The organism is Vibrio taketomensis (assembly GCF_009938165.1).
Taxonomy (GTDB): Bacteria; Pseudomonadota; Gammaproteobacteria; order Enterobacterales; family Vibrionaceae; genus Vibrio; species Vibrio taketomensis.
Genome location: NZ_AP019649.1, coordinates 1,678,841 through 1,704,409, shown reverse-complemented (window position 1 = coordinate 1,704,409; position 25,569 = coordinate 1,678,841). Strand labels below are relative to the sequence as shown.

24 protein-coding genes and 1 pseudogene are annotated in these 25,569 nt (G+C 43.1%); 14 read left to right on the top strand and 11 right to left on the bottom strand.

The features are described from left to right. Positions 1-82: 82 nt before the first annotated feature. Complete coding sequence (locus Vt282_RS07810) at positions 83-559, top strand: Dps family protein (RefSeq protein WP_162063060.1); 477 nt, start codon at positions 83-85, stop codon at positions 557-559. Between the two features lie 130 nt (positions 560-689). Beyond that, positions 690-2,009, top strand: coding sequence for a DASH family cryptochrome (locus Vt282_RS07805; protein WP_162063059.1), 1,320 nt, complete (start codon positions 690-692; stop codon positions 2,007-2,009). On the opposite strand, the gene Vt282_RS07800 is transcribed toward Vt282_RS07805, so the two are convergent. After that, complete coding sequence (locus tag Vt282_RS07800) at positions 1,978-3,801, bottom strand: EAL domain-containing protein (RefSeq protein ID WP_162063058.1); 1,824 nt, start codon at positions 3,799-3,801, stop codon at positions 1,978-1,980. The genes Vt282_RS07805 and Vt282_RS07800 overlap by 32 nt on opposite strands. A gap of 383 nt (positions 3,802-4,184) precedes the next feature. On the opposite strand from Vt282_RS07800, the gene Vt282_RS07795 reads away from it, so the two are divergent. Then, positions 4,185-4,409, top strand: a complete 225-nt coding sequence (locus Vt282_RS07795; RefSeq protein WP_162046211.1) for a hypothetical protein — start codon at positions 4,185-4,187, stop codon at positions 4,407-4,409. An 89-nt stretch (positions 4,410-4,498) separates the two neighbouring features. Here Vt282_RS07795 and rarD read toward each other — a convergent pair whose 3' ends face one another. Next, positions 4,499-5,389: an EamA family transporter RarD gene (gene rarD / locus Vt282_RS07790; RefSeq protein ID WP_162063057.1), complete on the bottom strand. Its 891-nt coding sequence runs from the start codon at positions 5,387-5,389 to the stop codon at positions 4,499-4,501. Positions 5,390-5,626: 237 nt separating this feature from the next. On the opposite strand from rarD, the gene Vt282_RS07785 reads away from it, so the two are divergent. Beyond that, positions 5,627-5,986, top strand: coding sequence for a PilZ domain-containing protein (locus Vt282_RS07785; RefSeq protein ID WP_162046213.1), 360 nt, complete (start codon positions 5,627-5,629; stop codon positions 5,984-5,986). A 212-nt stretch (positions 5,987-6,198) separates the two neighbouring features. Here the strand turns inward: Vt282_RS07785 and rplY are convergent, their stop codons facing one another. Next, positions 6,199-6,477 (bottom strand): 50S ribosomal protein L25, encoded by a 279-nt coding sequence (gene rplY, locus Vt282_RS07780; RefSeq protein WP_075649105.1) that lies wholly within the window; start codon positions 6,475-6,477, stop codon positions 6,199-6,201. A gap of 330 nt (positions 6,478-6,807) precedes the next feature. Between rplY and Vt282_RS07775 the strand changes: the two genes are divergently transcribed. Next, positions 6,808-7,536, top strand: a complete 729-nt coding sequence (locus Vt282_RS07775) for a glycosyltransferase family 2 protein (RefSeq protein WP_162063056.1) — start codon at positions 6,808-6,810, stop codon at positions 7,534-7,536. A 17-nt stretch (positions 7,537-7,553) separates the two neighbouring features. Beyond that, positions 7,554-8,813 (top strand): LssY C-terminal domain-containing protein, encoded by a 1,260-nt coding sequence (locus Vt282_RS07770; protein WP_162063055.1) that lies wholly within the window; start codon positions 7,554-7,556, stop codon positions 8,811-8,813. 9 nt (positions 8,814-8,822) lie between these two features. On the opposite strand, the gene Vt282_RS07765 is transcribed toward Vt282_RS07770, so the two are convergent. Next, positions 8,823-9,710: an AraC family transcriptional regulator gene (locus Vt282_RS07765; RefSeq protein WP_162063054.1), complete on the bottom strand. Its 888-nt coding sequence runs from the start codon at positions 9,708-9,710 to the stop codon at positions 8,823-8,825. Between the two features lie 257 nt (positions 9,711-9,967). On the opposite strand from Vt282_RS07765, the gene Vt282_RS07760 reads away from it, so the two are divergent. Next, positions 9,968-11,158, top strand: a complete 1,191-nt coding sequence (locus Vt282_RS07760) for a sugar efflux transporter (RefSeq protein WP_162063053.1) — start codon at positions 9,968-9,970, stop codon at positions 11,156-11,158. A 24-nt stretch (positions 11,159-11,182) separates the two neighbouring features. On the opposite strand, the gene Vt282_RS07755 is transcribed toward Vt282_RS07760, so the two are convergent. The 5 genes from Vt282_RS07755 to Vt282_RS07735 form a co-directional block, all read right to left on the bottom strand. Beyond that, positions 11,183-12,013 carry a GGDEF domain-containing protein gene (locus Vt282_RS07755; protein ID WP_197740071.1) on the bottom strand — a complete coding sequence of 277 codons (831 nt, stop codon included), beginning with the start codon at positions 12,011-12,013 and terminating at the stop codon, positions 11,183-11,185. Between the two features lie 443 nt (positions 12,014-12,456). After that, the gene (locus Vt282_RS07750) at positions 12,457-13,794 is read right to left on the bottom strand and encodes an ATP-binding protein (RefSeq protein ID WP_162063051.1); all 1,338 of its coding nucleotides are present in this window, start codon (positions 13,792-13,794) and stop codon (positions 12,457-12,459) included. Beyond that, the gene (locus tag Vt282_RS07745; RefSeq protein WP_162046220.1) at positions 13,784-14,443 is read right to left on the bottom strand and encodes a response regulator transcription factor; all 660 of its coding nucleotides are present in this window, start codon (positions 14,441-14,443) and stop codon (positions 13,784-13,786) included. Before Vt282_RS07745 ends, Vt282_RS07750 begins: the two co-directional genes overlap by 11 nt. A 1-nt stretch (position 14,444) precedes the next feature. Next, positions 14,445-14,846, bottom strand: a complete 402-nt coding sequence (locus Vt282_RS07740; protein ID WP_162063050.1) for a PepSY domain-containing protein — start codon at positions 14,844-14,846, stop codon at positions 14,445-14,447. A 131-nt stretch (positions 14,847-14,977) separates the two neighbouring features. Continuing rightward, a complete protein-coding gene (locus Vt282_RS07735) occupies positions 14,978-16,717 on the bottom strand; it encodes a DEAD/DEAH box helicase (RefSeq protein ID WP_162063049.1) in 1,740 nt (579 codons plus the stop codon). 73 nt (positions 16,718-16,790) lie between these two features. Between Vt282_RS07735 and rsuA the strand changes: the two genes are divergently transcribed. The 3 genes and pseudogenes from rsuA (at position 16,791) to Vt282_RS07720 (ending at position 19,592) form a co-directional block, all read left to right on the top strand. Then, entirely contained in the window at positions 16,791-17,540 is a 750-nt protein-coding gene (rsuA, locus tag Vt282_RS07730; protein WP_162063048.1) for a 16S rRNA pseudouridine(516) synthase RsuA, read from the top strand. 170 nt (positions 17,541-17,710) lie between these two features. Next, positions 17,711-18,930: pseudogene (locus Vt282_RS07725) on the top strand (Bcr/CflA family multidrug efflux MFS transporter). After that, entirely contained in the window at positions 18,930-19,592 is a 663-nt protein-coding gene (locus Vt282_RS07720; protein ID WP_162063047.1) for a DUF2913 family protein, read from the top strand. The pseudogene Vt282_RS07725 and the gene Vt282_RS07720 overlap by 1 nt, the downstream one beginning before the upstream one ends. Before the next feature lie 113 nt (positions 19,593-19,705). On the opposite strand, the gene Vt282_RS07715 is transcribed toward Vt282_RS07720, so the two are convergent. Further along, positions 19,706-20,908 carry an MFS transporter gene (locus Vt282_RS07715; protein WP_162063046.1) on the bottom strand — a complete coding sequence of 401 codons (1,203 nt, stop codon included), beginning with the start codon at positions 20,906-20,908 and terminating at the stop codon, positions 19,706-19,708. A gap of 183 nt (positions 20,909-21,091) precedes the next feature. Between Vt282_RS07715 and Vt282_RS07710 the strand changes: the two genes are divergently transcribed. The 4 genes from Vt282_RS07710 (at position 21,092) to Vt282_RS07700 (ending at position 23,610) form a co-directional block, all read left to right on the top strand. Further along, positions 21,092-21,973, top strand: coding sequence for a LysR family transcriptional regulator (locus Vt282_RS07710; RefSeq protein WP_162063045.1), 882 nt, complete (start codon positions 21,092-21,094; stop codon positions 21,971-21,973). A 122-nt stretch (positions 21,974-22,095) separates the two neighbouring features. After that, positions 22,096-22,737, top strand: coding sequence for an alcohol dehydrogenase catalytic domain-containing protein (locus tag Vt282_RS07705; RefSeq protein WP_232055034.1), 642 nt, complete (start codon positions 22,096-22,098; stop codon positions 22,735-22,737). A 112-nt stretch (positions 22,738-22,849) separates the two neighbouring features. After that, the gene (locus Vt282_RS20615) at positions 22,850-23,035 is read left to right on the top strand and encodes a hypothetical protein (protein WP_232055033.1); all 186 of its coding nucleotides are present in this window, start codon (positions 22,850-22,852) and stop codon (positions 23,033-23,035) included. A gap of 125 nt (positions 23,036-23,160) precedes the next feature. Next, positions 23,161-23,610: a YHS domain-containing (seleno)protein gene (locus Vt282_RS07700; protein ID WP_162063044.1), complete on the top strand. Its 450-nt coding sequence runs from the start codon at positions 23,161-23,163 to the stop codon at positions 23,608-23,610. Positions 23,611-23,712: 102 nt separating this feature from the next. Here the strand turns inward: Vt282_RS07700 and Vt282_RS07695 are convergent, their stop codons facing one another. Beyond that, positions 23,713-24,186 carry a peroxiredoxin gene (locus Vt282_RS07695; RefSeq protein WP_162063043.1) on the bottom strand — a complete coding sequence of 158 codons (474 nt, stop codon included), beginning with the start codon at positions 24,184-24,186 and terminating at the stop codon, positions 23,713-23,715. Positions 24,187-25,569 lie beyond the last annotated feature (1,383 nt).

Here is a 25,569-nt window from a genome sequence, read left to right as displayed (position 1 = left end):
TACCAACTTAAATTGTGTGGGTATTCTAGCTCCATCAAAACGAAACGGCACAACGAATAAGTGCTCAGTTAGGAGAAGAATCATGTCAAATCAAACAACTCTAATCGGTTTAAACAGCGAAAAAGCAGAACAATTGGCAGAACAACTAAACCAACTGCTGGCACATTATCAAGTGCTGTATATGAATACGCGTGGTTACCACTGGAATATCAAAGGTCTGCAATTCTTTGAACTTCATGTGAAATTTGAAGAGATTTACACCGATCTGCAATTGAAAATCGACGAGCTTGCTGAACGTATTTTGACTCTTGGTTATACGCCAGACCATAGTTTTACTCGCTACCTAGAACAAAGTGAAATCAAAGAAGATGTCAATGTATCTCAAGGTCAAGCTTGTGTTCAGGGCTTAGTCAACGGTTTCAGTATGCTGATTAAAAAAGAACGTTCGATTTCAGAAATGGCGGCGGCAGCAGAAGATGAAGGTACAGCTGCATTAATGAGTGATTACATTCGCGAGCAAGAAAAATTGATGTGGATGTTTAACGCATATTTACAATAACGGACACAATTAACGATTATTGAAATCGGTAATGAATTTAGGGAGCTTAGGCTCCCTTTTTCGTTTTATGGTTGAACTAACGATGATCTGCCTCGTACCAGAAACTAGGTTCGGTACATAGAGAAAGCGTATGAGCAGTGAAATTATTGGGATCTATTGGTTTTCTAACGATTTGCGTGTCACTGACAATGCGTTGTTGGCGAGAGCCGCCCAAGACGTCGATAAGCTAATCTGTTTATGCTGCCGGCCACCAATCAGTCGTTATCTTCAGCACTTCTCGCAGCAGTCAAATTACGGAGCTGCTCGAGTTCATTTTGAGAACCAATGTTTGTCAGGCTTAAATGACTCTTTAGCCGAACTCGGTCAATCATTGGTGATTGTTGAAGAGCAGCCTTTAGGTGTTTTGAGCCAATTGATCGAGCGATTTGGCGTATCTGCGCTTTATTGCGAACAATTTGTCGGGTTTGATGAAAGAAGGGTGGTAAAGCAACTTCAATCAAATTTTTCGCAACTTCAGGTTCATCAGGCTCCCCTACGTACCTTGTTTGCAGAAAATGAACTCCCGTTTGAGGTTGAGAGCTTGCCAACGTCATTCAGCAAATTTCGCCGTTTAGTAGAGACAACTCCGATTTCTCCGCCATGTCCTAGCGTTTTGTCATTACCACCATCACCTTGGCTGAGACACCCATCGAGTTCAATACCATCGTCGATGGTCAGTACGCGCGATACATTTATTGGTGGAGAAGCGTTTGCGATGGCACATTGCATGTGTTATTTCTCGACCAGTTTTCCCAGTCATTACAAACAAACTCGTAATCAGTTAGATGGATTTGAGGCGTCGACCAAGTTTTCACCTTGGCTCGCGAAAGGTTGCATTTCTCCTAGGCAGTTAGTCGATATGCTGCGTCAATACGAGGAGCGAAATGGGGCGAACGATTCCACCTATTGGATTTATTTTGAATTGCTCTGGCGGGAGTATTTCCAATGGTATGCACTTAAATACGGCAAGCAGTTATTTGCGTTTGAAGGCATAACTCACTTTAAACCGCTGACCACTTTTTATGCTCAGAGATTTAAACAATGGTGTCAGGGCACTACGCACTTTCCCATTGTTAATGCATGTATGCGTCAGCTCAATCAGACCGGGTATATGTCGAACCGCGGCAGGCAGTTGGCAGCTAGTTGTTTGATTTATGAATTAGGTATCGATTGGCGGTATGGTGCAGCGTATTTTGAAACTCAGCTTATCGACTTTGATGTCGCGTCAAACTGGGGAAATTGGCAGTACATTGCAGGAGTGGGCGCGAGCAATAAAGAACGTCATTTTAATCTGGCCAAACAAACCCAGTTTTATGATCCGCACGGTGACTTTATTCGCCAATGGAAAGGGGATGAATGTTGCTCTGCAACAGATAGCGTTAATATTGATGACTGGCCATTTTCTGCGTGAATTCTTGCTCAGTAATGGTTTTATTAATGTATCGCTCGGTGAACTCGTCAGGATAAATAGGTTTAGAGAACAGATAACCTTGGTAATCATCGCAACCTTCGTCATCGAGCAATTGGCGCTGACTTTCGTACTCGACGCCTTCTGCAATAACCCATTTGCCCATGTTGTGACCCAATTGGACAATGGTCCTTACTAGCATGTGGTCATGGTGCTCTTTGACACAATCATCGACAAAAGATTTATCGATTTTTAATACATCAATCGGTAGATGTTTTAGGTAGTTAAGCGATGAATAAGCAATGCCAAAATCATCGACTGCGATCGTTACCCCTTCATTTTGCAGGCGTCGACAGATGGTAGTCACACGCTCGGTATCTTTCATTAATGTCGTTTCTGTAATCTCTACTTGAAGTAGGTGAGGCGGTAATTCTGTTCTTCTTAAAACGTGGCGAATGTAGCTAAACAGATCATCGTGAGCGAATTGAACAGGGGACACGTTAACTGAAATCTGGATGGGCGTTCCAGCATCATGCCAAATCTTAGCTTGGTTACAAGCGGTGCGGATAACCCAACGCCCTATCATAATGATCTGTTTGGTTTGTTCCGCTATGGTGATGAATTCAAATGGGCTAATCGTCCCCAGATGCGGATGCTCCCAGCGAATAAGTGCCTCGGCTCCTTTCACTGCTTGCTCTCTCACCGAGACCTTTGGTTGATAGGCGAGGGTGAACTGATTAAGACGTATCGCTTGTTCCAATTCGGCTTCAATTTGATGAGCTCTAATGGTTTCATCCAGCAACGATTCGTCATACCAACGGACTTTATTTTTACCCGTAGTTTTGGCTTTTTGAGTCGCCACATCGACGTTTCTTAGCCAGATGTCTTTATTATTGGTCGCTTTTTGCAATGAGGAAACGCCAATAGAAAACGTAACTTGATAAAAGCCTCGTTCGAGCTCGAAATGGAAGCGTTCTGGGCGAGAAAGTTCGCGTACAATCCCGCTGACTTGTTGCTCAAGATCCGCTTTTTCCTCGATGATGATGACAAATTCGTCCCCTTCCATACGGAACAACTCAGCTTTATTGACAACGGTCTGCCTTAGACGAGTTGCAATGTATTTAAGTAATACGTCAGCTTGCTGAGGACCAAAAGAGTCATTTACATCTTTGAAGTTATCAATATTGATTTTTAACAGAACAAAGTCTTTGTTGCTGATTTCAGTGTCAATATTGGTATCAACGTACTGATAAAACGCGCGGCGGTTTGGTAACTGAGTGAGAAAATCGCTCAAGCTGTCATTACGGTAGGTGATGATTTGAGCATCAAGTTTCTGTTTGTAGTAGGTCATGACAGTGGCGAAGAAAGTAATCAACATCAGTTTTACTGAATCATCGATCATTTCCATCATTTCGCCTTGGGGTGCATTCAACACATAGTGAGCCACTAAGAGTAGTGCGATAACAATTGGCCATATTGAGCTAGGAAACAGGACTAAGTAACAGAGAGGCAATAGTAAAAAGGCATGCTCAATGGCATTGATGTTGAGAGGCTCTATCAAGCCACCAATCAGGATATGAGCAAATGAAAGCAGTGCGAATAGCACCCTTCGTTTCGGGTCTTTAGTTAGTAGGGCGATAAGCATGCCAATCGGAAAAAGAATATAAGACCAACCTACCAACTCATGCGCAAGTATTAAGGTAGCGGTGATGATTGCAACCGCAACTATATAGACTGCCCGAACAAATTTAACCGTACTGATAAATTTGTAGGCTGGGCTTTGCACATCAATCATGTAGCACCTTTGGCACTTTACCCCCCGATACACAGGCTTCGAACAATTCGAGTAGATTAAAACATTATCATGTATGGACGATTTGGGGACTTTAATAAAATCGATATTCGATCTAATTCACAACCATGTTTAAATGTTGAGACATCGCTCCGTGTTTCATCCATAACTAGTTAAAATTAATATGATTTATTTGATGTAACAGAACGTCCGTTACATTGATTGAATTATGACACGTTGAATAGTGTTGAATGGGTGGTGGATTTGTCAGCAATTAATAGTAAATACAGGATTGATACTGATTTTATATACAGTATTTCTTGACATTCCACCTCCATAACTTATCCTGTATTTATAAACAGTAGTTATTATTCAGGAGGTGGAGTATGTTGTGGGAAACATTAGAACGCGTAAATCGTGCACGCCAACAAGCAATGGCGAACCCAGAGTTTATTCAATCGGCTAAAGCTCACCAACAAGCGTTGACGAATCAATCGAGCAAAACAATGTCTGCATCAAAAAAACGCGTGAGTGATAAAAAACCAAAGAAACTCTCAGATATTTATCAACAAGTAGAGTTTGCTTCTAACCCTTCGGGAAGAGAACATTGATGAGTCTATGGTGCTTTGCATAAAAGCATCCCGTATTTCATGATAAAAAAGCCAAGGTTTAGAACCTTGGCTTTAATATTTCAATGTCACTATGGCTTAGCCAATGGGCGGCGTTTGCCGAGAGTTTCAATGATGGTGAATAGTAAGCCTGCCCAGATCAGACTGAAACTAATCAGTTTCACTTCATCAAACATCTCACCAAATACGAACACGGCGAGTAGGAATTGGATACTCGGTTCAATGTACTGAGTTAATGCCACATTAGACATGGTAGTCATACGAATGGCCATGGAATAAAAAATCAGTGGGAGTAGAGTGACGGGTGCTGAACCAATATAAAGCAAGGTAGTTTGCCAACCGGAATCAAAGGATACGGCTCCTACGGTATATTGCTTGTATATCAGATAAGCGATAGCAAAAGGCGTTAGAACCAACACTTCGACAAACAGACATGTTGCCCAGTCATAGTTAATTTTCTTTTTGAAATAGCCATATAGAGTAAAGAAAACCGCCATCGTCAAAGCGATATAGGGTATTTCACCATATTGTATTACTTGATAGAGCAACCCTGTACCAGCCAGTGTTAATGCAATTTTTTTCCCCATGCTTAGGTGTTCACCCAACAAGAATACACCTAAAGCCGCCATCGTTAGTGGGCTGATAAAGAAACCCAGGCTCGCATCAATCACTCGGTCGTTAGTCATTGCCCAAGTAAAAGCTGTCCACGATACGCACATTAAGCTACTGGCGATAAACGCCATACAGAAAGATCGTTTGTCGGCCAATATTTCGCGCAGATTTATCGATTTATGCTGAAGAAAAATGACCATCAATGCTGCAAAAGGTACAGATGCGATAAGTCGAAAAGCCAAAAGCTCATCCATTGCTGCGTTCGGTAAGAATTGATAGTAAAGCGGCAAAAGCCCCCAAACAGCAAACGATAATGCGGCCATGGCATTGCCAAAGCGAGTGTTATTCATTTTATATAGATTGTAATTTTGAGAGTAGAGTAGCTGGCAATTCTAGATATATACCGTATAAAGTACAGCAATTGATTTTTGCGCCGACAGAAGAATAATTTTATGGCGATAGGTTAATGTTTATGTGGCGTCGATTTCACCGATGTATATCGCGAATCCTATGCTAAAGATTGGTTTTCTAGAGCCGATAGTTATAATGAAGCCAAATGAGAATAAAGAACAAAAGGAACTTCCAACATGGATGATATGGTACAAAAACGTCAGTATTACCGATTGAGGTATCCTCGTCGTGCAATGCCGATCGTGCGTATCGATGATGAGTTGTTCCACGTAAGCGAAATATCCGAAAAAGGCATTCGTATTGTGATGAATAATACGACAAGCTTATATAGAGGTTTAACCTTGACTGGCACCTTGAGTTTAGGTCTCGACAGTAAGGTGGACGTTAAAGGGCGTATTCTCCGTTTTGATCGCAACGAAGTAATTTTGCAGTTAAGTGTCGGCCCTAGTTTTAAAGATATGGTGGAGCAGCAGCGTTATATTCGTAATCGATATCCTGACTATTTTGCTCGTCTGCGTAGTCAGGCTGTGGTGTAAACGTATATCCAATTCACGCAGGGTGCTTAGTTCCGTAAGAATGGATTGATAATTAGCCGGGCAAAGATTTGAAGTGTTTATGGTTTGAACGGTGAAACCCCAGAGGTGGTAAATCTCTGGGGTTTCGAATTTTTAGATGTCTCGGGTGGTAAATCCGATAATCTTTATGCAAAAGGTTTGGATTATATCCGTTTAATTCCTAGGTAGAGGAATTAGATACGGATGAAGTCCATGTGCTCAACTTTTGGCTTGTAAGCGTGACGTTGAACGTCTTGTGGCTTAACTTTCACTTCAGCACCGTCGATAACTAGAACGATACCTTCGTAGAACTCAGGCTTGTCCATTTGGTTAACGATGTCGTTGTGGTTAAGAACGATTGATACTGGAGCTTCAGAACCACCGTAAACGATAGCAGGGAATTTACCAGCGTGACGTAGGCGGCGGCTCGCACCTTTACCTAGTTCAGTACGTACTACTGCTTCAAATTTCATAGTATTACTCTCGTAAAATAAGTATTGAATCCACGATATGATGCGACCTCATATCGTGCTAAACGCTGATGAGTAATTGGTAGTTACTCTAACAGCGAGCGCGGATACTACCACCGTATGTGGCTGAGAGCAATACTTTTCCCTTTCGTATGCTGGGTTTATAAGCATTCCAGCCCCTTTTTCACTTACCGAGCAGAAACTAGGTGCTATCGTCTGCTTCTTAGCTAATAGCCTGAAGATTAACGCTAAGTGAATAAAAAGCTCACCATAAGTTAAGTTAGTGATGATTAAGCTAGTTCCATATTCGCTGAGAAGAGATGGGAGAATAAAATGGAACCAGTAAGTATTGTAGTGATTACCTTAAATGAAGAAAAGCGCATTGGCCGTTTGCTTGAAGACCTTTCTAAACAAACGCATCAAGAATTTGAAGTGATTTTGGTTGACTCAAATAGTGAGGATCAGACACGCCAAGTGGCAAGCGCATATCAAGCATCACTGCCAAAGCTGACTATACATAAAATGGACAAGCGTGGCGTTAGTCTTGGTCGTAACACCGGCGCATCCATGGCTCAGTACGAGCGCATTTTGTTTCTGGATGCGGATGTGCGTCTTGAACCGACATTTCTCACCAATGCATTAACGCAACTTGAGCAGAAACAATTAGAAATAGCGGGTGTATATATGGGAGCAAATCAGCTACCGCTGATGCACAAATTGGGCTATGGCTTGTTTAATCTCGGGTTGTTTATTACTCAATATACATTCCCTACCGCGGTGGGTGCCTGCATTTTTTCTACTCGACGAGCACACAATGAAATTGGTGGTTTTGACGAACAGATCAGCTTGTGTGAAGACTGCGATTACGTAAAACGTGCGAGTAAAAGATGGCGTTTTCGCTTCTTACCAATGACGTTTGCTTTCGACCCTCGACGATTGGACCAAGATGGCCTGTTTACCATGGGGCTGACTTATTTTAAAGCGAACCTGCGCCGCTTATTTTTTGGTGAAATGCGCAACAACGAAATGGAGTACAAGTTCGGTCATTACGAGCAACGATAGACACGTAAGGATTGAACATGTTTGACGGAATGAGCTTATTTTTCGGGGCATTGCTGGATGCCCTGATCGGGCCGAATTTATTTGTTCCTGGAGAACCGTTTTTACTCGCTGCCGGTTATCAATTGCAGCAAGGCATGTGGCTTGGCGTCGTCGCGGTATTGCTTGGTGGTTTTCTTGGCGATCAAATGAGTTATTGGATTGGCCGCTATTTTGGGAGGCCTACGCAAAAGAAGTTAGTGTCTTGGAAGCCAAAAACACGCCGAATTATCGCGCGTTGCCGATTGTTGATGCATAAGAAAGGCAATTATGTACTGATCTTTGCGCGTTTACTTGGCCCTATTGCTTGGGTTGTACCATTTATGGCAGGTAGCCATAAAATTACATGGTCACGATTTACGCTTTTCAGTGCCATCGGATTGGTGTTGGGTGCAGGCCAGTTTGTTTGTTGGGGTTACGCTCTTGGTTATGGCGTTGAAAACATCGCTTGGCTTAATCAGGTTAGTGTGATCTTATCAGAGCATAAGTTAAGCGTTATCGCTTTGGTTATGACAATCGGCTTTTATTACGTTGGGCGTAAGCGAGGGTGGCGTTTATTGGCAACTAAAAGCCTGGCGGTATTTATGCTGGCGATGGGGTGGGCGAACTATAATCACTTCTTCTATTATTCTGACGATTTTTTGCCACCAGAAGACGATCATTTGCCTCATTTGAGCCTGAATGAGGCGCAACAATTGAACTATAAAGTTTATCCCGGTGTGTCGAATGTGTTTGATGCTCAGGCAATGAATGTTCTCTACATCGGTGATAACCCGCGTAATCTCATGGAAGCACTAGGTTGGATTGAAAACCAAACCTTCTCTCGTCATGAGATCGATCTCAAGGACTATTTGCTGTTACTCAAACAGAAAACACCACCGGTATCCGATTTGTTTTGGAATAATCAACCCCAGCAAATGGCATTTCAATTGCCCGGTGATTTGATGAAACGTAGTCATATTCGATGGTGGCAAGCGGGCTTGGATAGTGAGAGCCAGCAAGCCATATGGCTTGGGGCGATCAGTTATGACGACGGTTTAACACTGACCCCTTACAGTGGCATCGTGACCGTATTACATCGTGTGGATCCGAATGTCGATTCCGAACGTGACAGATTTGCCAGCCAAGTTCAACAAGAGTCATCCAGCTATCAAGTTGAATTACTAGCGATGCAATCGCCGATTGTACTAGACAATAATCATGACTATTACAGTGATGGGCAAGTGTTGGTGATTCGTTAATCTTGCTGGCTACAGATATCGAGCACGAAACTGCGAGGGGGTCGCGCCTTTGACACTTTTAAACTGACGATTAAAGTTGGAAAGATTGTTGAAGCCTGTCTGCTCCGCAACTACCGCTATCGATAGTTCAGAATTCAGTAACATTTCACACGCTTTACCAATGCGGAATCGCTTTAAATGCTCAGAAAAAGTCTCAAGAAAATGGCGCTCAAATAAGCGGTAAGCAGAACTTTCGCTAATGTGCAGAGATAAGCAAAGATCGTTCAGTTTGATCGGCTTGGCATAGTTGCGCTCGATGAAGTGTCTGGCTTGTTCAACACGGCGGGTTGATTCGTCATCCATATCCATATCGTGCAGACCATAGGCATTGGTAGATAATTTCTGGGAACCGTTATCATCGGCTAAGGCACATAATGCTTGTAATACGTTAACTATTTGGTGGTGTTTGTCACGCAAATGATTGTCTGCCAATAACTGATAAATGGTGTCGCCGGTTTCGGGGCTGAATTTGAGCCCATAAGACGCTCGGCTAAGTAAGCGACGTAGGTTTTTCAATTCAGGCATCGTATTTATCAATGACTCTACCCATTGATGTTTAAACCACAAGATAACAGAAATCAGGCTCTGTTCCTCGGAACTATCAATCGTGCCGCTGATAAGATGAGGCAAACCTGGTCCATAAAGAAGCATGGTATTATTTTGAATATCACCAATGCTGTCGCCTGCAAAATAACGCCCATGAAAGGCTTGGTTTGGATCGCGGTATAAAACCAATTCATATTCCGAGTGGTAATGCCATGAGCAGGTGAACTCGACCTTTTTTTCTCGGCAATGAAACACTTTCACCTGCCAGTTGAAATCATATTCATTAGACACATTTTCAATGGTTGGTTTCATTTCAATTGCTCCGTCAGTCGCCGAGTACAAAGTTCTTTCTATTCCTCTGCTAGCATATTGATTGTGTTTTATTCAGTCAAAATATTATGACCAAATGAATGAAAAGTATCATTAGTTGATGGATAGTCATTAATAAATCTCCACGGATTATTACTACACTAAGCGTGTTGCCAATGAGTTCTCGCAAAACTTGATCGGCAGTCTCAGAGTGACTTACCACAGTTTAAAAAGAATCAGATTTAGCTTAGAGGAATAGTATGTTCAAAACGAAAGAGGCGCGGATTTTCCTGATAATGACTTTCGTCAACGGGATTAGTAGCTCGTTTTTTTATCCGCTTTCAAGTTTGTTCATTATTGAAGAGTTGGGTGCGAGTCCAATGATGTTGAGCGTGTTTATGGTCCTTTCGATCATTTCATCGGTCATAGTTTCACAAACTATTGCGGCTAAGTCTGATAATGGCTGGAATCGTAAAACGATTTTATTGGGTTCTTTGACGTGTTATTTCATTACCGTTGTTAGCTTTAGCGTCATTCGTGATTACTATTTGGCTGTCGCCTCTTCAATGGTTTTTGGCGCGTTAAGCGGCGCTGCCATGGGGCAATTGTTTGCGCTTGGGCGCGAATATGCGGATAAGCATATTGCTGACAGTACAACCTTCTTATCTGTGATGAGAGCGGGCATTGCTATCGCTTGGGTGATTGGTCCGCCAATCGCCTTTATCGTTAAAGGTTCATTTGGTTTTAGTGTTTCATTTTTGACAGCTGGTGGCGCAACATTGCTCTCCGTATTGTTAGGTTATTTGTATCTTCCTAACAGCGTGATAAAAGCCAAAGATAAGCAGGAAAAAGCCAAACCGGCACCCATTAGCGGCGTGGTGGTCCTGTTTTGTGCGGCACTTGTGTTTATGCTGAGCGCTAACAACTTGTATGTGATTACGATGCCTCTTTATTTGTCGCAAGAATTGAAAGTAGCAGCAAGTTGGGTCGGTTATATGTTTGGTATGGCTGCCTTGTGTGAAATTCCATTCATGCTGAAAGCTGGAAAATTAGCCGCTCGATTTGGCACGATGAGATTGCTTTCAGCTTCACTTGTTTGCGGATGTCTGTTTTTTATCGCGATGTTGAACGTGACTGAGTTTTGGCAACTGCTCACGATTCAGGTCTTCAATGGCGTATTTGTCGGAATTACGGCGACGATTGGCATGGTTGCCTTGCAAGATATGATGAAGGACAGATTAGGTACTGCCTCCACACTATTTACGAGTTTGTTGAATGTATCCGTGTTGATTTCCAGCACTACGGTTGGAATTGTTGGAGAGATGTATAGTTACCATTCAGCATTTTATGTCTCATTGATGTTAGCTGTGACGTCATTGCTTATGATGGCTTATTTCGTTAGCCGAGAGAGCCAAGCGAGGAAAGCTCAGCTACAACCGCAAATTGGCTAAGGTATTGATAATTGCGTTTGTCCGTTAACGACAATCATCTGAGAGGGAGATACTGCGGTTTCTCCCTTTTTCTTTGGCTTGGTATAGCGCTTGGTCCGCACACTCAATCAAATCTTGATTCTCGGTTTCTTTGGTTGGTTTTATCGTGCAGCAACCGACACTGATAGTAAGATAGCTGAATGAGCCAGCAGGATGGGGGATTTCACAGGCTAATATTTCCTGACGAATACGTTCTGCAAGCGACATCACTTGTTGTTTTCCACCATAGACAATCACAGCAAACTCTTCTCCGCCATAGCGAAATGGCATATCAGATGATCGCTTACAGGTATTTCGAATAACTTCGGCGACAGAAATTAAACATTCATCTCCAGCGCAGTGACCTAACGCGTCGTTGTAAGCTTTGAAGTGGTCTACATCGCACATAATTAACGAGACTTCTTTATCCTCTCGCACCGCAAGATTGAGGAGAAAAGACAATTTTGAATCGAACTCACGACGGTTATAAAGGTTAGTTAGCCCGTCACGTTTAGCTATTTTGTAGAGCTCTTCACTGAGCGCTTCTGGTTCGATAATGCCAAACAGTAATGAAGCGTTCCCTTGAGAGTTTTTTATTAGTGCTTTGGCGCGACTAGAGAAATAACGAGTAATACGAGTGTTTGGGTCGAAATAAGGGAAACTATTTGAATATTCGTCGATCTCACCGGATTTCAACTGCTGATATTCATCAAAAATTTGTTCAGCTTTGCCACTATTACTCAAAGCAATGTTTGAGTTGTAATCACCGGCAATAGGGCAAACATCTTTGACAGAATGAGAGAAGGCTTGTTTGTCGAGATCGAACGTATCACACATAGTGTCATTGCAATAAAAAACATTGGGATTGTCATCAAGATCTATTATCCACCAAGAGAGTTGGGAAAAATTGAGTAATTCATCTGATGTACGGTAAAGAGATTGGATTCGTTGATTGGGAAAGGATTTATGAGTAGGGGTTAGTCGATCTGATTGTTGATTGAAAAACATAATTTATACTTGTGTTTAGCTGTGACTGTCGTAAAGGCAATTCTCACGTTAGATCGACAGAACATAGATGTATGTATCACCGAACTAGTGTAAGAGAGCGAAATTTAGTTATAATATAAATAAACCCAAGCAACCTCTCGGATACTTGGGTATAAGTGTAGATTATAAATTGAACAGCGACAGCCTTGCGAAGGGTTAATAAGGAAATATCTAACCGTCTCAAAAATAAGATAGTTTCTATTGTTTTCAATATGCCATTCGCATCACCAAGGTTAATGTGACGTTTTTAAGCTTAAACATGCCTTTAAACCGCCCATATTACTGCGGCTTAACTCAATACTACCGCGATAACTGTGCGCCATTTCACTCACAATATTGAGTCCTAGCCCAGTTCCAGGCGTGGTTTCATCCAACCTTACTCCTCGCTGCACCACATTTCCTAACTGTTCGTCAGGTATGCCAGGGCCGTCATCTTCGACAATGATTGAAGTGTTTTCTTTGTCAGTAATTGCATAGACTCGGATTAGGCTATTTGCCCATTTGTAACCATTTTCTAGTAGGTTACCAATCATTTCATCAAGGTCGGTTTGTTCGACCGCGACTTCCAGTTCAGATTCAATCTCGTTGATAAGCGTTATCTCACGCTCGGCGTACACTTTATCAAATGCCATCGAAATAGCATCGATTCGTTCAGACGGTGATGATTTAACCGAGAGAATGTTTTTCGCACCTGCCATACGTGCACGGCCCAGATGATAATCAATCTGACTTTGAATCTGTTGCAGTGGTTCTTGCAATGGGGCTTGTTTTTCTATGGGTAGATGTTGAATCTCATTTTTTAACACCGACAACGGCGTTTTTAGTGCATGGGATAAGTTACCTGCATGATGACGGGCACGTTCTAAGAGTTCTTGATAGTGAAATAGCAACGCATTAAGGTCGGAAACTACTGGGGCAATATCGCGTGGGTAGTCATCTTCTAGGCTGGTTTTCTCACCTTTTCGCAATTGGTTTAGTTCTTTGTGCATTTTGTTTAGTGGGCTAAGAGACCAAGCAATTTGCACAAAAATAACCGTTAAAATTCCAAAGTAGAGTAGGGCAAGAATGACCCAAAGCTCACCCATCAAGTTAGCTACAGTGTCTTCTAATGGCTGCTCGTCAGTACCAATTAAGATGGATATTGGGTGCTTATATTCTGGGAGGTAGATAGAGCTTTTAATAAAGACTAATGGCTCATCTTGTGCGCCAAAGGCTTTAGTTTTGGCCTTATTAAAGCGAATGGTGCGATCCCAAAGAGAACGAGAACGCAGTTGGTCATCACTGGTTTGGGCTTTCCAATATAGACCGCTATATGGTTGAGTGAAACGAGGATCAGACAAACGAGTCGAGAGGGTCAGTTTACCTTTGCTGTCGACTTCAAGATTGGCTGTGATTTCATCCATGTAGATGGATAACTGAGACTTCGTATCGGCGACCATGTAATTATAGACCTGGCTCGGAACCATAACCCCAGCTGCGATGATCATCGCTGTTAACCACACAATAGCCGCCAATACGAGGCGGCTTTTAAGACTTAATTGCTTGATAAGAGAGGGCTTCTTACTCGGCATTCAATTGATACCCTAGGCCGCGCACGGTTTTGATCACATCAGGAGCAATTTTTTTGCGAATACGACCGATGAATACCTCAATGGTGTTTGAGTCACGGTCAAAATCTTGCTTGTAAATGTGCTCAACCAATTCTGTGCGTGAAATGACCTTATCTGCATTATGCATAAAGTAAGCGACAACTTTGTATTCTAATGCGGTCAGGCTAATTGCATGACCTTGCCACATCACTTTTGAGGTACGAGTGTCGAGGCTTAAATTACCGACTCTCATTACTGGAGAAGCGTTACCTGAAGCACGGCGCAGTTGAGCGCGAATACGAGCAATCAGTTCGACCATCTCAAAGGGTTTGGTTAGATAGTCATCGGCACCGGCGTTTAGGCCCTCAACACGTTGTGTTAAGGTATCGCGCGCACTCAAAATCACCACAGGGGTGTTAATGTTCTCGTCGCGAATCCCTTTTAGTACGGTTAAACCGTCAAGTTTCGGTAGACCAAGATCGAGCACGATCATATCCCATTCTTCAGAGGTGGCACGATAGAGTGCATCAATACCATCTTGCGACAGTTCTGGCACCCAACCGGTTTGCTCTAAAGCCTCGATAATTTGCTCACCAAGGCGTGGCTCGTCTTCTACAACCAAAATCTTCATATTATTCTGCTATTCCTTTTAAGGCTTGGCGAATGTTACGCCCACGAATTTCCATCATTTCCAAAGTTTGAGCGTTGTACTCTACTTTAATGATGTTGTTGTTATAGTTAATTTTTAGCTCATAAACCCAGACATCGTCATCTTCTTCGAGTTCTACTTTGATGATGCGCCCGTGGAGATCACGTTCAACGGCTTTGTACATTTCGGAAAAAGGTTGTACATAACCTTTTTGTACCGCGCGGTAGACCTCATCTTGGTCCTCTTCAAACTCAACCTTGGTGCCAGGCTTTTCGACGTCACGTACTAAGGCGTGACCATTATCGTGATCTTTGGCGTAACTTGGTATAACCATTAGCCCGCTCGCAAGGAGCAAGCATAGGCTCAGTAACGATTTCTTTAACATAGATTAACCCTATTTTTCGCCAAGGATTCGTCGATAACGTGGCGAAGCATAACCAAACTATCGCCAGTATATCGTTTGCTACATGAACGCAAAGTGAATTGACGTTAACTTTTGAGCTCGGTTTGCATGCGCTAGCCTTTGAGTTCATCTTCAAAAATACGATCACGCATTTTCCAAAAGCGCCCAACCTTACGAGCAATCACGAATTGCGGTGGGCGGAACCGATGTTGATTAGCCACCACTTTACTCGGAGAGGATTCCGTGAAAGGACGGTGCTTATCGGCAAGATGTGGTCGTACAAACTGCGCCAAGAATCGCTCTTTCTGTTTTGGTGTGTTTAATGGCCAAAACTCGTGCACGGCAGCTTGGTTGTCGCCCCGATAAGTGACTTTTAACTGGTTTTTACCTTTGTCATCTTTGACCGTAGTAAGATCCATTTCAAGGCACTCAAATACTAACGCATCTTTAAGATTTAAAGCCTCTTTGAGCTTTTTGTCGGGGTCGACCAACGTGGCATCGCATTCATGACAAATACGCGCAGCAATATCATTGTCAGCCCCACATTCACCGCAATATTTGGCTCTAAAGCGATAACCGCAGTGTTCTCGTTCGCCCGTTTCTTCATCTTCAAAATAGCCTTGGCAGCGGCGACCAAAGTGCTCGAGTAGAAAACCGTTGCTATCGAGTTTGCCCCAAAAGTTGTTGTTAAATCCGCAGGCAGGGCAGGGAATGGTGATGATTTCACTGTCCGAATCAGGTTTAGGATTGCCCACTTCTGGTTGGTATAGATCGTAGCTGTTACCTGCGTAATCCAATACTAAACACTCGGTTTTCCCGGGAGATAGACGCAAACCACGCCCAACAATTTGTTGATACAAGCTGATTGATTCTGTTGGGCGTAAAATGGCAATAAGATCAACGTGGGGCGCATCAAAGCCGGTGGTTAATACTGATACGTTGACCAAAAATTTAATCTGTTTGTCTTTAAACTGGTTGATGATCGCATCACGCTCTGGCGTTGGCGTATCACCAATCACGATGGCTGCTTGACCTTCAGGCAGCAAGCCATATATTTCTTGAGCATGACGTACCGTAGCAGCGAAGATCATAACGCCTTGTTTGTGTTCCGCCATCTGAATAATTTGCTGTACGATTTGTGGCGTTGCTCGTTTGGCTTGATCAATCACCATGTCTAATTCAGCTTCTTTATAACGTCCTGTGTTAGTAGGCTTCAACTGCGAAAAGTCATAGCTCAACACTGGTGCATCCATCATCGTTGCAGGGGTTAGAAAGCCTTCATCGAGTAAATAGCGAATTGGCAGTTCAAAAATACAATCACGGAAATAGCGCGGCTCTTCGCTGCGCACTTGACCACGAGTGTGGTACTGATAGATCCAGCCAATCCCCAAGCGATAAGGCGTTGCTGTTAAGCCAAGTACTTTAATCCCCGGATTGAGCTCACGTAAATGGCTGATCACTTTTTGGTAGCTGGAGTTTTCATCCTCTGGTACTCGGTGGCATTCATCAATAACCAATAGTGAAAACTGGTCTTTGAAGGCATCAAGGTTACGCACTACAGACTGCACTGAGGCAAACACCACTTGCTGGTTGGTTTCTTTACGACCAAGACCTGCGGAAAAAATGGCACCAGAAAGACCATAGCCTTCATATTTGGCATGGTTTTGCTCAACCAGTTCTTTTACGTGCGCAAGTACCAGCACTCGGCCTTTCGCCAAGCGGGCTAATTCTGCAATAACTAAGCTTTTACCTGCGCCGGTGGGGAGTACGATCACCGCTGGAGAGCTGTGTTTTCGAAAGTAGTGAATGACCGCTCGTACAGAGTCGGCTTGATAAGGGCGCAAGGTGTACATAATTTATGTGAAATAGCTCAACTATTTGTTTTAGGCACATTATAATAGCGCAGCAAACTAAGTAGAGGTATCCATGCAAGCGAAGAAAACGCCTTCAAATAACAAAGCGCAGCCAAGCAAAGTCCGTTTAGACAAATTTTTGTGCGATGCACTTGGTGCAACTCGTAAAGAAGCGACCAAAATCATCAAAAGCGGCGAAGTAACCGTCAATGATGAAGTGGTGAAAAATGGTGCCAATAAAGTCACGTCTGAATGTGTGGTTGAATGGCAAGGTCGTGAGATTCAATTGCAGGGCCCTCGATACATCATGCTATTTAAACCAGACGGTTTTGTCTGTTCCCATGAAGACGGGTTCAACCACACCGCTTTTGTTTTGTTAGATGAAGTGAATCAGCAAGATCTGCATTTTGCTGGTCGTTTGGATGTAGATACCACAGGTTTGGTGTTGATCACTGATGATGGCCAATGGTCGCATCGAATCACATCACCAAAACACAAGTGTGAAAAGACTTACCGAGTGTGGCTAGCGGATGCGATTGGTGATGATTACGCTGAAAAAATTGAACAAGGCATTGAGCTGCGTGGCGAAAAAGAATTAACGCTACCTGCCAAGATGGAAATTGTTGATGCATCGAATAACGAGTTGTTACTGACCATTTCAGAAGGTAAGTACCATCAAGTTAAACGCATGTTTGCCGCATTAGGCAACAAGGTTGACCAATTGCACCGCGAACGTATTGGCAACATCGTGCTTGATGAGCAACTAGAGCCGGGTGAATATCGCTACCTGACTCAAGAAGAAATTGATTCTGTTTGGAAATGATTTAAATTCAGCTAAGCGAATGCCAAAGGTTTGGTGGTTCGCTTAGCCGTGACTCTGGGAATAGGAACCAAAGTAACCAGAGCGTGCAGTTACAACCACTAGGATGGGGTTGTCTCACATTTGCTTCAAACCACAAGGAAGGGTGAGTGTAAGCAAACATTAGGAGACGTATGTCTAATACGGCAACACAACAAACACAAGCGCCACAAGAGAGCAGCCCACAAATCAGTTTTCTATTATTTCTCGTATTGGGTGCGATTGGTGCGTTAACACCGCTTGCTATAGATATGTATTTACCTGCAATGCCAACCATTGCCCGTGATCTTGGGGTTGGTGCAGGTGAAGTTCAAATTACTTTAACCGCTTATACCGCAGGCTTTGCTTTAGGTCAGCTAATTCATGGCCCGTTAGCCGACAGTTTCGGTCGACGACCGGTATTGCTCCTTGGCGTTCTATTTTTTGGTATTGCCTCAGTGGTGAGTGCAACCACGACAGGGATTGAAGCGCTTACGTGGGTGCGCACCGCACAAGGTTTTGCTGGCGCAGCCGCCGCCGTGATTATTCAAGCGGTCGTGCGCGACATGTTTGACCGTGAAGATTTTGCCCGTGCAATGTCGTTTGTCACCTTGGTGATCACTATTGCGCCGCTGATTGCACCGATGATTGGGGCTACCTAGCGTTATGGTTTGGTTGGCGTTCGATTTTCTGGGTACTGGCAATTTTTGCTGCCATCGTAATTTTGCTGGTGGTGTGGAAAATTCCAGAAACCCTATCAAATGATAAACGCCAACCACTGCGTTTAGGTACCACACTGCGCAACTATGTACGCCTGTGTCGTAACCCTGTAGGCATGGGTTTAGTGTTGTCAGGTGCATTTTCGTTTTCTGGTATGTTTGCGTTTTTGACCGCAGGTTCGTTTGTTTACATTGATATTTACGGCGTAAGACCAGACCACTTCGGTTTCTTATTTGGCCTCAACATTATTGCGATGATCATCATGACCAGTATCAATGGTCGCTTGGTGAAAAAGGTGGGCTCACACGCTATGTTGCGCTTTGGTTTGTGGGTGCAACTTGCTGCTGGTATCGGTCTGTTTATTGCTTGGTTCTTTGATTTTGGTTTATGGGGCATTGTGCTATTTGTCGTGATGTACATCGGCACACTGTCTACGATTGGTAGTAATGCTATGGCGCTACTATTAAGTGGCTATCCAACCATGGCGGGTACAGCATCATCGCTGGCGGGTACGCTACGCTTTGGTATTGGTTCTATTATCGGCGCCATTGTCGCAGCATTGCCAAATGGTGTAGCGTGGCCGATGATTTTAGTAATGACGGCATGCTCAGTTTTGTCTGCCGCATTTTATTGGTTATACGGAAGAAAGGCTTAATGGCTGAATATACAGTTGAAATTCAAAAGTTGGTAAACGCGGCGTTAGAAGAAATTCACGCTGAGCATCAAGCAAAGAAGTTAGTTAACGCACCAGTAGCGAACAACAACTTCATGATTCGCTGGGTGACGAAAGCGTTGAAAGGCCAACGTTTTCATCGTTGTGTGGTTGATAACTTAACGGCTTGGCAAAAAGCAGGTCGTACAAAAGGTAATGACTCCAACCTGATGTTTACCTTTGAGCGAATCTCAGCGTTCTATGCGGATTTTTTTCCGGCAGAGCAAGCAACCAAAGTGATCAAAGACAGTGATATTGAAGCGTTCTTAGATGCAATGGAGCAAGCCGGTTGGGAAGTCTCAACTTCTGAGCCGTTGGTTGGTGTTGGTAAAGTACAAATTTTTACCGATGGTCAAAACTCATTGGCGCTTTGCTCAGAGCAATGTGAGAAATGCTTCGATGGCGAACTGCTTGTGAAACCGATGAGTTGGTTTGTTCGTGGTAACCACGCTCAATTTGTTGAAGCCGCCACCAAAGCGGGTTTTATGGTACACAAAGTGACTGACTATAAGTCTAACGTTAAATACCACGGTGAGTACCTGATCTACCCAGAAAACAAAGGCACGCAACTGGCTGAGATTCCTATCGGCTACCAAGTGGCATAGTCTGCAGCTGTTAAATGATAAAAAAGCTTCCCGAAGGAAGCTTTTTTATTGGCTATTTTTTATCGACACCGCTTATGTTGACTCAGTTTTCAACTAAGCAATGAGATAGGTCTCTAATTCAATGTTAATGGTTTAACGTTATCGACCTCTTGATTGCGTTGACGCTTATCTAGCTGGCCGCTAAAACGAGTGAGCAGTAGAGCAATAATCACGATTACTGCACCCACCCATGGGGTATGCATGAGTCCTGCTTTGGCAACAATCATACCGCCGCCCCACGAACCAAGAGCAATACCAACGTTAAAGGCTGCGATGTTAAGACCAGAAGCCACGTCGACCGCGTCAGGCGTATATTTTTCTGCCAATTTCACCACGTACACTTGTAGGCCCGGTACGTTACCAAATGCAAATGCGCCCCAAACCAGAATGGTGGCTACCGCAGTGTATGGGTTAACGGCAGCAAAATTAAATACGATAAGAATCGTCGCAAGGCCTGTAAAGATAATCGTTAGTGCTTTGATTGGGCCAAGTTTATCGGCCATTTTACCGCCCCAGATATTGCCAATCGCAACGGAAACACCGTACACCAGCATGATAAGGCCAATTGCACTGGCATCAAATCCCGTTTCTTGCTGCAAAATAGGCGCAAGGAAAGTGAATGCCGTGAATGTACCACCGTAACCAAGTGCAGTGATCGCGTAAACGAGTAACAGTCTTGGTTGCACCAGCACTTTAAGTTGTGAAGACAGTTTTGCTGCTGGTGGCTGTTTAAGGTTGCTTGGTACTAATAATGCACTGCCAATCAGCGCAATTAATCCCAATAGCGCAACGATTAGAAACGTTGCCTGCCAACCAAAAGTTTGGCCGATGTATGTACCGAGTGGTACTCCGGTCACCAACGCAACGGTCAAGCCTGTAAACATGATCGCGATGGCGCTGGCGGCTTTTTCTCTGGCAACTAAGCCAGTAGCAATGGTAGAACCAATGGAAAAGAACACACCATGCGCAAGACCAGTCAAAATGCGGGCAAGGATTAAAGTGTTGTATCCCGGCGCTTGCCAAGCTAATAAGTTACCTACTACAAACAGCGACATGATGGCTAATAACACATGTTTACGGTTCCATTTTCCCGTTAATGCCGTCAGTACCGGCGCACCGATGGCAACACCTAAAGCGTACAAGCTCACGAGTAAGCCTGCAGAAGGAAGCGATACATTGAGATCGCTTGCCATGGTGGGAATAAGTCCCACGATTACAAATTCGGTCGTACCGATGGCAAAGGCGCTCAGCGTTAGAGCTAATAATGCTAAGGGCATAATATTTTCTCACTATGATTAATACTTGAGTCGATGAGTTTGCAACGTGCTGTTTCATCGTTCTCATTGGGTGATGAGCATTATGCTTAGTATTTATTTGTGAAAAATGCCGATATTAACAAATGATCTTTGTAGAAAATGTAGGTAAATTTAAATGTAGAGATAATTGGTATGGAATAGAAGATGAGAACCCGTTCTGACGATTTAGAGATTTTACTCACGGTAGTCGACAGTGGTGGCTTTTCTGCCGCCGCAGAAGCATTGGATATTCAAGTTGCTCGAGTATCACGTGCAGTGAGCAAAGTGGAGCAGCAATTGGACGTGACCATACTGAATCGCACCACGCGAAGAATTGAACTGACCGTAGAAGGACGGGAGTTTGTTAATTCGGTCAGAGTGGGTTTGCTTAAAATCCAACAGGCAGAAGAAGAGATCATTACTCGCGGAGAACTACCGAAAGGGCGTTTAAGAGTGGATGCTGCTAGCCCGTTTGTCTTTCACCAATTGGTGCCATTAATCCACGCATTTAACCAAGAGTATCCTGAAATTGAATTGGAGCTGACATCCAATGAGGGCTTCGTTGACTTGTTGGAAAAGAAAACCGATCTGGCCATTCGTATTGGCAAACTCGGCGACTCTTCATTACATGCGAGACCGCTAGGGCGGAGCCTGTTGTATATTGTTGCGACGCCGGAGTATTTAGCTCGTCGGGGTTTTCCTCAAACCGCCGGTGATTTGCTAAATCATGACACCCTTGGTTTTTCGTCTCCCAAAGTTCTCAATCAATGGCCGCTGAAGGGCTTTGAGGGAATTACACCATCTTTAGTTTGTAGTAATGGAGAGGCGGTGAGGCAGCTCGTGTTAGCCGGAAATGGTATCGCCTGTTTATCTGGATTTATGGTCAAGAACGATATCGATGATGGGCGTTTAATCTCTATATTGGAAAGCGAAAAGCTCAAGAATACCGATAGAGAACAAGTTAACGCGGTATATTACAAATCTTCTTCAGTTGCTAAGCGGATTTCAGCGTTTATTGATTTTATTCAGCCGAGGTTGCAGTTGTAGATGGGTAAGCATTATTTTTGCAATTTTAGCAAAAGTGATTTGTTTTTATTGTTATAAATTGCCTTGTCGAACTCTTGGTAAACTGACGCAAAGTATGCGTGTAAAGTGCAAAAGGAAATAAGATGACTCAGTATCGTGTATGGGGATACCAACCAAGCTCAAACACACTTGAACTTAATCAGGTAGAACGACCAACATTAGGTGAAAACCAAATCTTAGTTGCGAATAAAGCGATTGGTATTAACCCGGTTGATTGGAAGTTTATTCATGCAAACCCTCTGAATTGGGAAGAAGGCCATGTTCCTGGGGTTGATGGGGCTGGCGAAATTATTCAAGTCGGTGCGAATGTTGATCCTAAGCTTGTTGGTCGACGAGTCGCTTATCATGGTGCATTAAAGCGTCATGGTAGTTTTGCAGAAATGACACCGCTTTACCCTGAGCGTGTCATGATGATTCCAGACGGCATGTCTTTTGAACTAGCTGCAGCGCTTCCATGTCCAATGTTAACCGCATGGCAAGCATTTGAGAAAATTCCACATAACAGCAACCGCAGAGTCTTGATTGCAGGACTGGGGGCGGTAAACAAAATCTTGTGCCAGATATTGGTCGCGGCTGGTTTTCAAGTTGATGCTTTATCGGCCAGTTTGAGTTCTGAACAAGCTCAGTCGATGGAATTCATCACGTTTATCGTACTCAGTCAGAGTTACCTCATGGCTACATGGCGATATTTGATGCTGTGGGCGAGCAGAGTGCTGCCTCTTTAGTTCCTTTACTCAAAGCGAACGGCCACATTATCTCAATACTTGGCAGAATATCGACACCCATTGACCCTGCATTTACTCGCACCATCTCTTACCATGAGATTGCGCTGGGGCGTTGTATGATTTTGGTGACAACGAAGATTGGCAGACATTGATGCAAAATGGCGAAACACTGATGACAAACATCGTTTCCGACCAGCTAAAAGTTGAAGAACCGGTAAGTTTTGCTTTTGAACAAATGCCACAAGCACTTAAGCATAGCGAAGAAAGCAAGCAAAAACGGTGGTTTCATTGCCTGTGACATTGAAGTGTTGAGTGAGATAATGGAACTTTTTTGAATTGCAAGCGGCTCTATTGAGCCGTTTTTTAATGAAATTTTTTCCTGCTGTTTCCTTTCTATACTCAATATAGAAGAGGAGTTCCACGATGAATTGGATTACAAAATTATTGGTGACTGCCGCGATATGGATTGGTTTTACTGGCTTTGCGTTTGCCGTTGAACCCGTGTACAGCGACTTTTTTGGTAAAGCAATTCGTGGTTATGATCCGGTTGCGTATTTTACTCAGAGTGATGCCATCAAAGGAGACAGTGATTATATCTATGAATGGAACGACGCGAAGTGGTACTTTTCTTCGCAGCAGAATCTCGACAAATTCGCCCGTAACCCTGAGCAGTACGCACCTCAATATGGCGGCTATTGTGCTTGGGCTGTGAGTAAAGGTTATACCGCCAAAATAGATCCTAATGCGTGGAACATTGTCGATGGTAAGCTCTACCTCAACTATAGCAAGTCAGTGCAACAGACTTGGCAGCAAGACATACAAGGCAATATCGTCAGTGCGGACAAAAACTGGCCGACATTACTGAACCAATAAGTAAAGTAACAGGCAAGGTGCGGTTTAAACGTGGTGTGATTAAAAAGAGCTTTGATTGATTATCGAAGCTCTTTGTTGTGTTTGTTGTTAAGGTGACTGTGATTAAAGCGCCGCTAACATGGTTTCTGCGTTACTTACAGCAAATTGACTGCCTTCTTCGACATTGAGCATGGTCACTACGCCATTTTCTATTAGCATTGAATAGCGCTGCGAGCGAATGCCACCGAAGTTGGCGGTATCCATTTCTAGTCCGAGAGCTTTAGTGAAGCTAGCGTCTCCATCACCGAGCATCATGATCTCTGAAGCATTTTGCGCTTCTCCCCACGCCTGCATTACAAAGGCATCGTTTACCGCAACACACGCAATAATATCGATGCCTTTTGCTTTGATTTGATCTGCTAAAACGACATAACCGGGTAAATGCGCTTCTGAACAAGTTGGCGTGAATGCACCTGGTACGGCAAATAATATCACTCGCTTGTTAGCAAACAGTTGTTTGACTTGATGGCTCTCCATTCCGTCGTGAGTTAGCTCATTAAGAGTCGCTTCAGGCAGAGTTTGACCTTGTTGAATCATATTGCATTCCTTGTGGTGTTAGTTAAAAGAAGTGTAGGAGTGAAAGTGTGATATCACCAATGTGACGAATAGAGAGGGAATGCTCGATCCAATATTGCAAAGTAGTTCAAAAATAGACATTTTTGGGGTTGAACCTATCCATTAGCGCTGCGTATTTTGACCTTTATTAGGATGTTTTTGAGCAAATAACCGATGCCATAATTTGAAAGAGTGTTGAAGTAAATGTAAGTGAAGCTAAACAAGGAAGTATTTATGCATTATCTGAAAGTGTTACTCGTTATCTCTTGTTCTTTATTATTTGCATAGTGCTAACACTACGAAAGGTAGTTTAAGTGGTCAATTCGTTACATTTGATAAAGCTATCCGCTTAACGCCTAGTTTTGCACAATTGCAGCGTAGTGAGGGTGTGGAGCCTTCAAACGTACCTGGTGGATACATTGGTTGGGTGGATTTTCCGGAAATCTCCCGGTTTTGTACAATATTTTACTGAATGGGAAGATATTAGTTATGCTCGCGTCACTTCGCATCAGAGCTTCTATCTTCGGGCGAAACAATTTTAAAGTTCTATCTTGAAAACGATTATAAACAACGTTTTCGAGTTCGTATCGTTATAAAACTGTGGCGAAGAACAATCATAAATGGTAATCCAGCTTTGAGAACCACGCTATACGGCCAAATAGATAATCAAACTAACATCGTGGGTGTAATGACGTTTATTGGTACGGAAAAACTATTTTATTAACTCTCAGATTATATTTGACTTTCGAGTATGATCTTGTTGCGATAGAAAAGTGAAGAATGGAAAGAATATTGGCAACTTGTTCGTTCAATTCAGGTGACGACAGATATGTGGAGTAACGAATTAAATTGATGCGCATACAAAGTCAGCTTAACTAAATCTTAGCTATTATCTATATTCGATAATTGTATTGGTGATTATGGCTATACCGAATTAAGAGGTAGAAAAATGTCTAATCTAACATGCAGTTTCGAACCATCTTATCGGATGTTGATTTGAGCCATTAATTGGTGCATTAATTACTTCATTCAGCCTAGTGCATGGGCGTTTATGTCACTCTTTACTGCGATTCCTACGTTTGGTTTTATTGCTATCTATTCTGGGCAAACCGTAGTGCACCGAGATTTAATTAGCATTTTATTTAGTCTACTTTGGGTAGTTATTTTGTCTTCCACTGATTTATCGATGTGGCGATTCGAAGAGAGATAAAAAATAATCACCTATTTTTTCGTGGTGCTATTCTTTTGCCAATAGCGTAGTTAGTGTTGCTATGGTTTACTGGCTTAGTAAACAAATTATGTATATGATTTGGGTTAGATCTAAACAGGATATACTGGATGAAATCTTTAATACTTGCTTTATTA

What these genes read in the sequence shown, in the direction of transcription:
- Vt282_RS07695 (WP_162063043.1), bottom strand. Translation starts at nt 24,186, where the DNA reads ATGATTCAACAAGGTCAAACTCTGCCTGAAGCGACTCTTAATGAGCTA.
- rplY (WP_075649105.1), bottom strand. Translation starts at nt 6,477, where the DNA reads ATGAAATTTGAAGCAGTAGTACGTACTGAACTAGGTAAAGGTGCGAGC.
- Vt282_RS07715 (WP_162063046.1), bottom strand. Translation starts at nt 20,908, where the DNA reads ATGCCCTTAGCATTATTAGCTCTAACGCTGAGCGCCTTTGCCATCGGT.
- Vt282_RS07705 (WP_232055034.1), top strand. Translation starts at nt 22,096, where the DNA reads ATGACTCAGTATCGTGTATGGGGATACCAACCAAGCTCAAACACACTT.
- Vt282_RS07720 (WP_162063047.1), top strand. Translation starts at nt 18,930, where the DNA reads ATGGCTGAATATACAGTTGAAATTCAAAAGTTGGTAAACGCGGCGTTA.
- Vt282_RS07770 (WP_162063055.1), top strand. Translation starts at nt 7,554, where the DNA reads ATGTTTGACGGAATGAGCTTATTTTTCGGGGCATTGCTGGATGCCCTG.
- Vt282_RS07760 (WP_162063053.1), top strand. Translation starts at nt 9,968, where the DNA reads ATGTTCAAAACGAAAGAGGCGCGGATTTTCCTGATAATGACTTTCGTC.
- Vt282_RS07750 (WP_162063051.1), bottom strand. Translation starts at nt 13,794, where the DNA reads ATGCCGAGTAAGAAGCCCTCTCTTATCAAGCAATTAAGTCTTAAAAGC.
- Vt282_RS07745 (WP_162046220.1), bottom strand. Translation starts at nt 14,443, where the DNA reads ATGAAGATTTTGGTTGTAGAAGACGAGCCACGCCTTGGTGAGCAAATT.
- Vt282_RS07800 (WP_162063058.1), bottom strand. Translation starts at nt 3,801, where the DNA reads ATGATTGATGTGCAAAGCCCAGCCTACAAATTTATCAGTACGGTTAAA.
- Vt282_RS07735 (WP_162063049.1), bottom strand. Translation starts at nt 16,717, where the DNA reads ATGTACACCTTGCGCCCTTATCAAGCCGACTCTGTACGAGCGGTCATT.
- Vt282_RS07785 (WP_162046213.1), top strand. Translation starts at nt 5,627, where the DNA reads ATGGATGATATGGTACAAAAACGTCAGTATTACCGATTGAGGTATCCT.
- Vt282_RS07805 (WP_162063059.1), top strand. Translation starts at nt 690, where the DNA reads ATGAGCAGTGAAATTATTGGGATCTATTGGTTTTCTAACGATTTGCGT.
- Vt282_RS07775 (WP_162063056.1), top strand. Translation starts at nt 6,808, where the DNA reads ATGGAACCAGTAAGTATTGTAGTGATTACCTTAAATGAAGAAAAGCGC.
- Vt282_RS07710 (WP_162063045.1), top strand. Translation starts at nt 21,092, where the DNA reads ATGAGAACCCGTTCTGACGATTTAGAGATTTTACTCACGGTAGTCGAC.
- Vt282_RS07755 (WP_197740071.1), bottom strand. Translation starts at nt 12,013, where the DNA reads ATGTGTGATACGTTCGATCTCGACAAACAAGCCTTCTCTCATTCTGTC.
- Vt282_RS07795 (WP_162046211.1), top strand. Translation starts at nt 4,185, where the DNA reads ATGTTGTGGGAAACATTAGAACGCGTAAATCGTGCACGCCAACAAGCA.
- Vt282_RS07700 (WP_162063044.1), top strand. Translation starts at nt 23,161, where the DNA reads ATGAATTGGATTACAAAATTATTGGTGACTGCCGCGATATGGATTGGT.
- Vt282_RS07765 (WP_162063054.1), bottom strand. Translation starts at nt 9,710, where the DNA reads ATGAAACCAACCATTGAAAATGTGTCTAATGAATATGATTTCAACTGG.
- Vt282_RS07740 (WP_162063050.1), bottom strand. Translation starts at nt 14,846, where the DNA reads ATGTTAAAGAAATCGTTACTGAGCCTATGCTTGCTCCTTGCGAGCGGG.
- rsuA (WP_162063048.1), top strand. Translation starts at nt 16,791, where the DNA reads ATGCAAGCGAAGAAAACGCCTTCAAATAACAAAGCGCAGCCAAGCAAA.
- rarD (WP_162063057.1), bottom strand. Translation starts at nt 5,389, where the DNA reads ATGAATAACACTCGCTTTGGCAATGCCATGGCCGCATTATCGTTTGCT.
- Vt282_RS07810 (WP_162063060.1), top strand. Translation starts at nt 83, where the DNA reads ATGTCAAATCAAACAACTCTAATCGGTTTAAACAGCGAAAAAGCAGAA.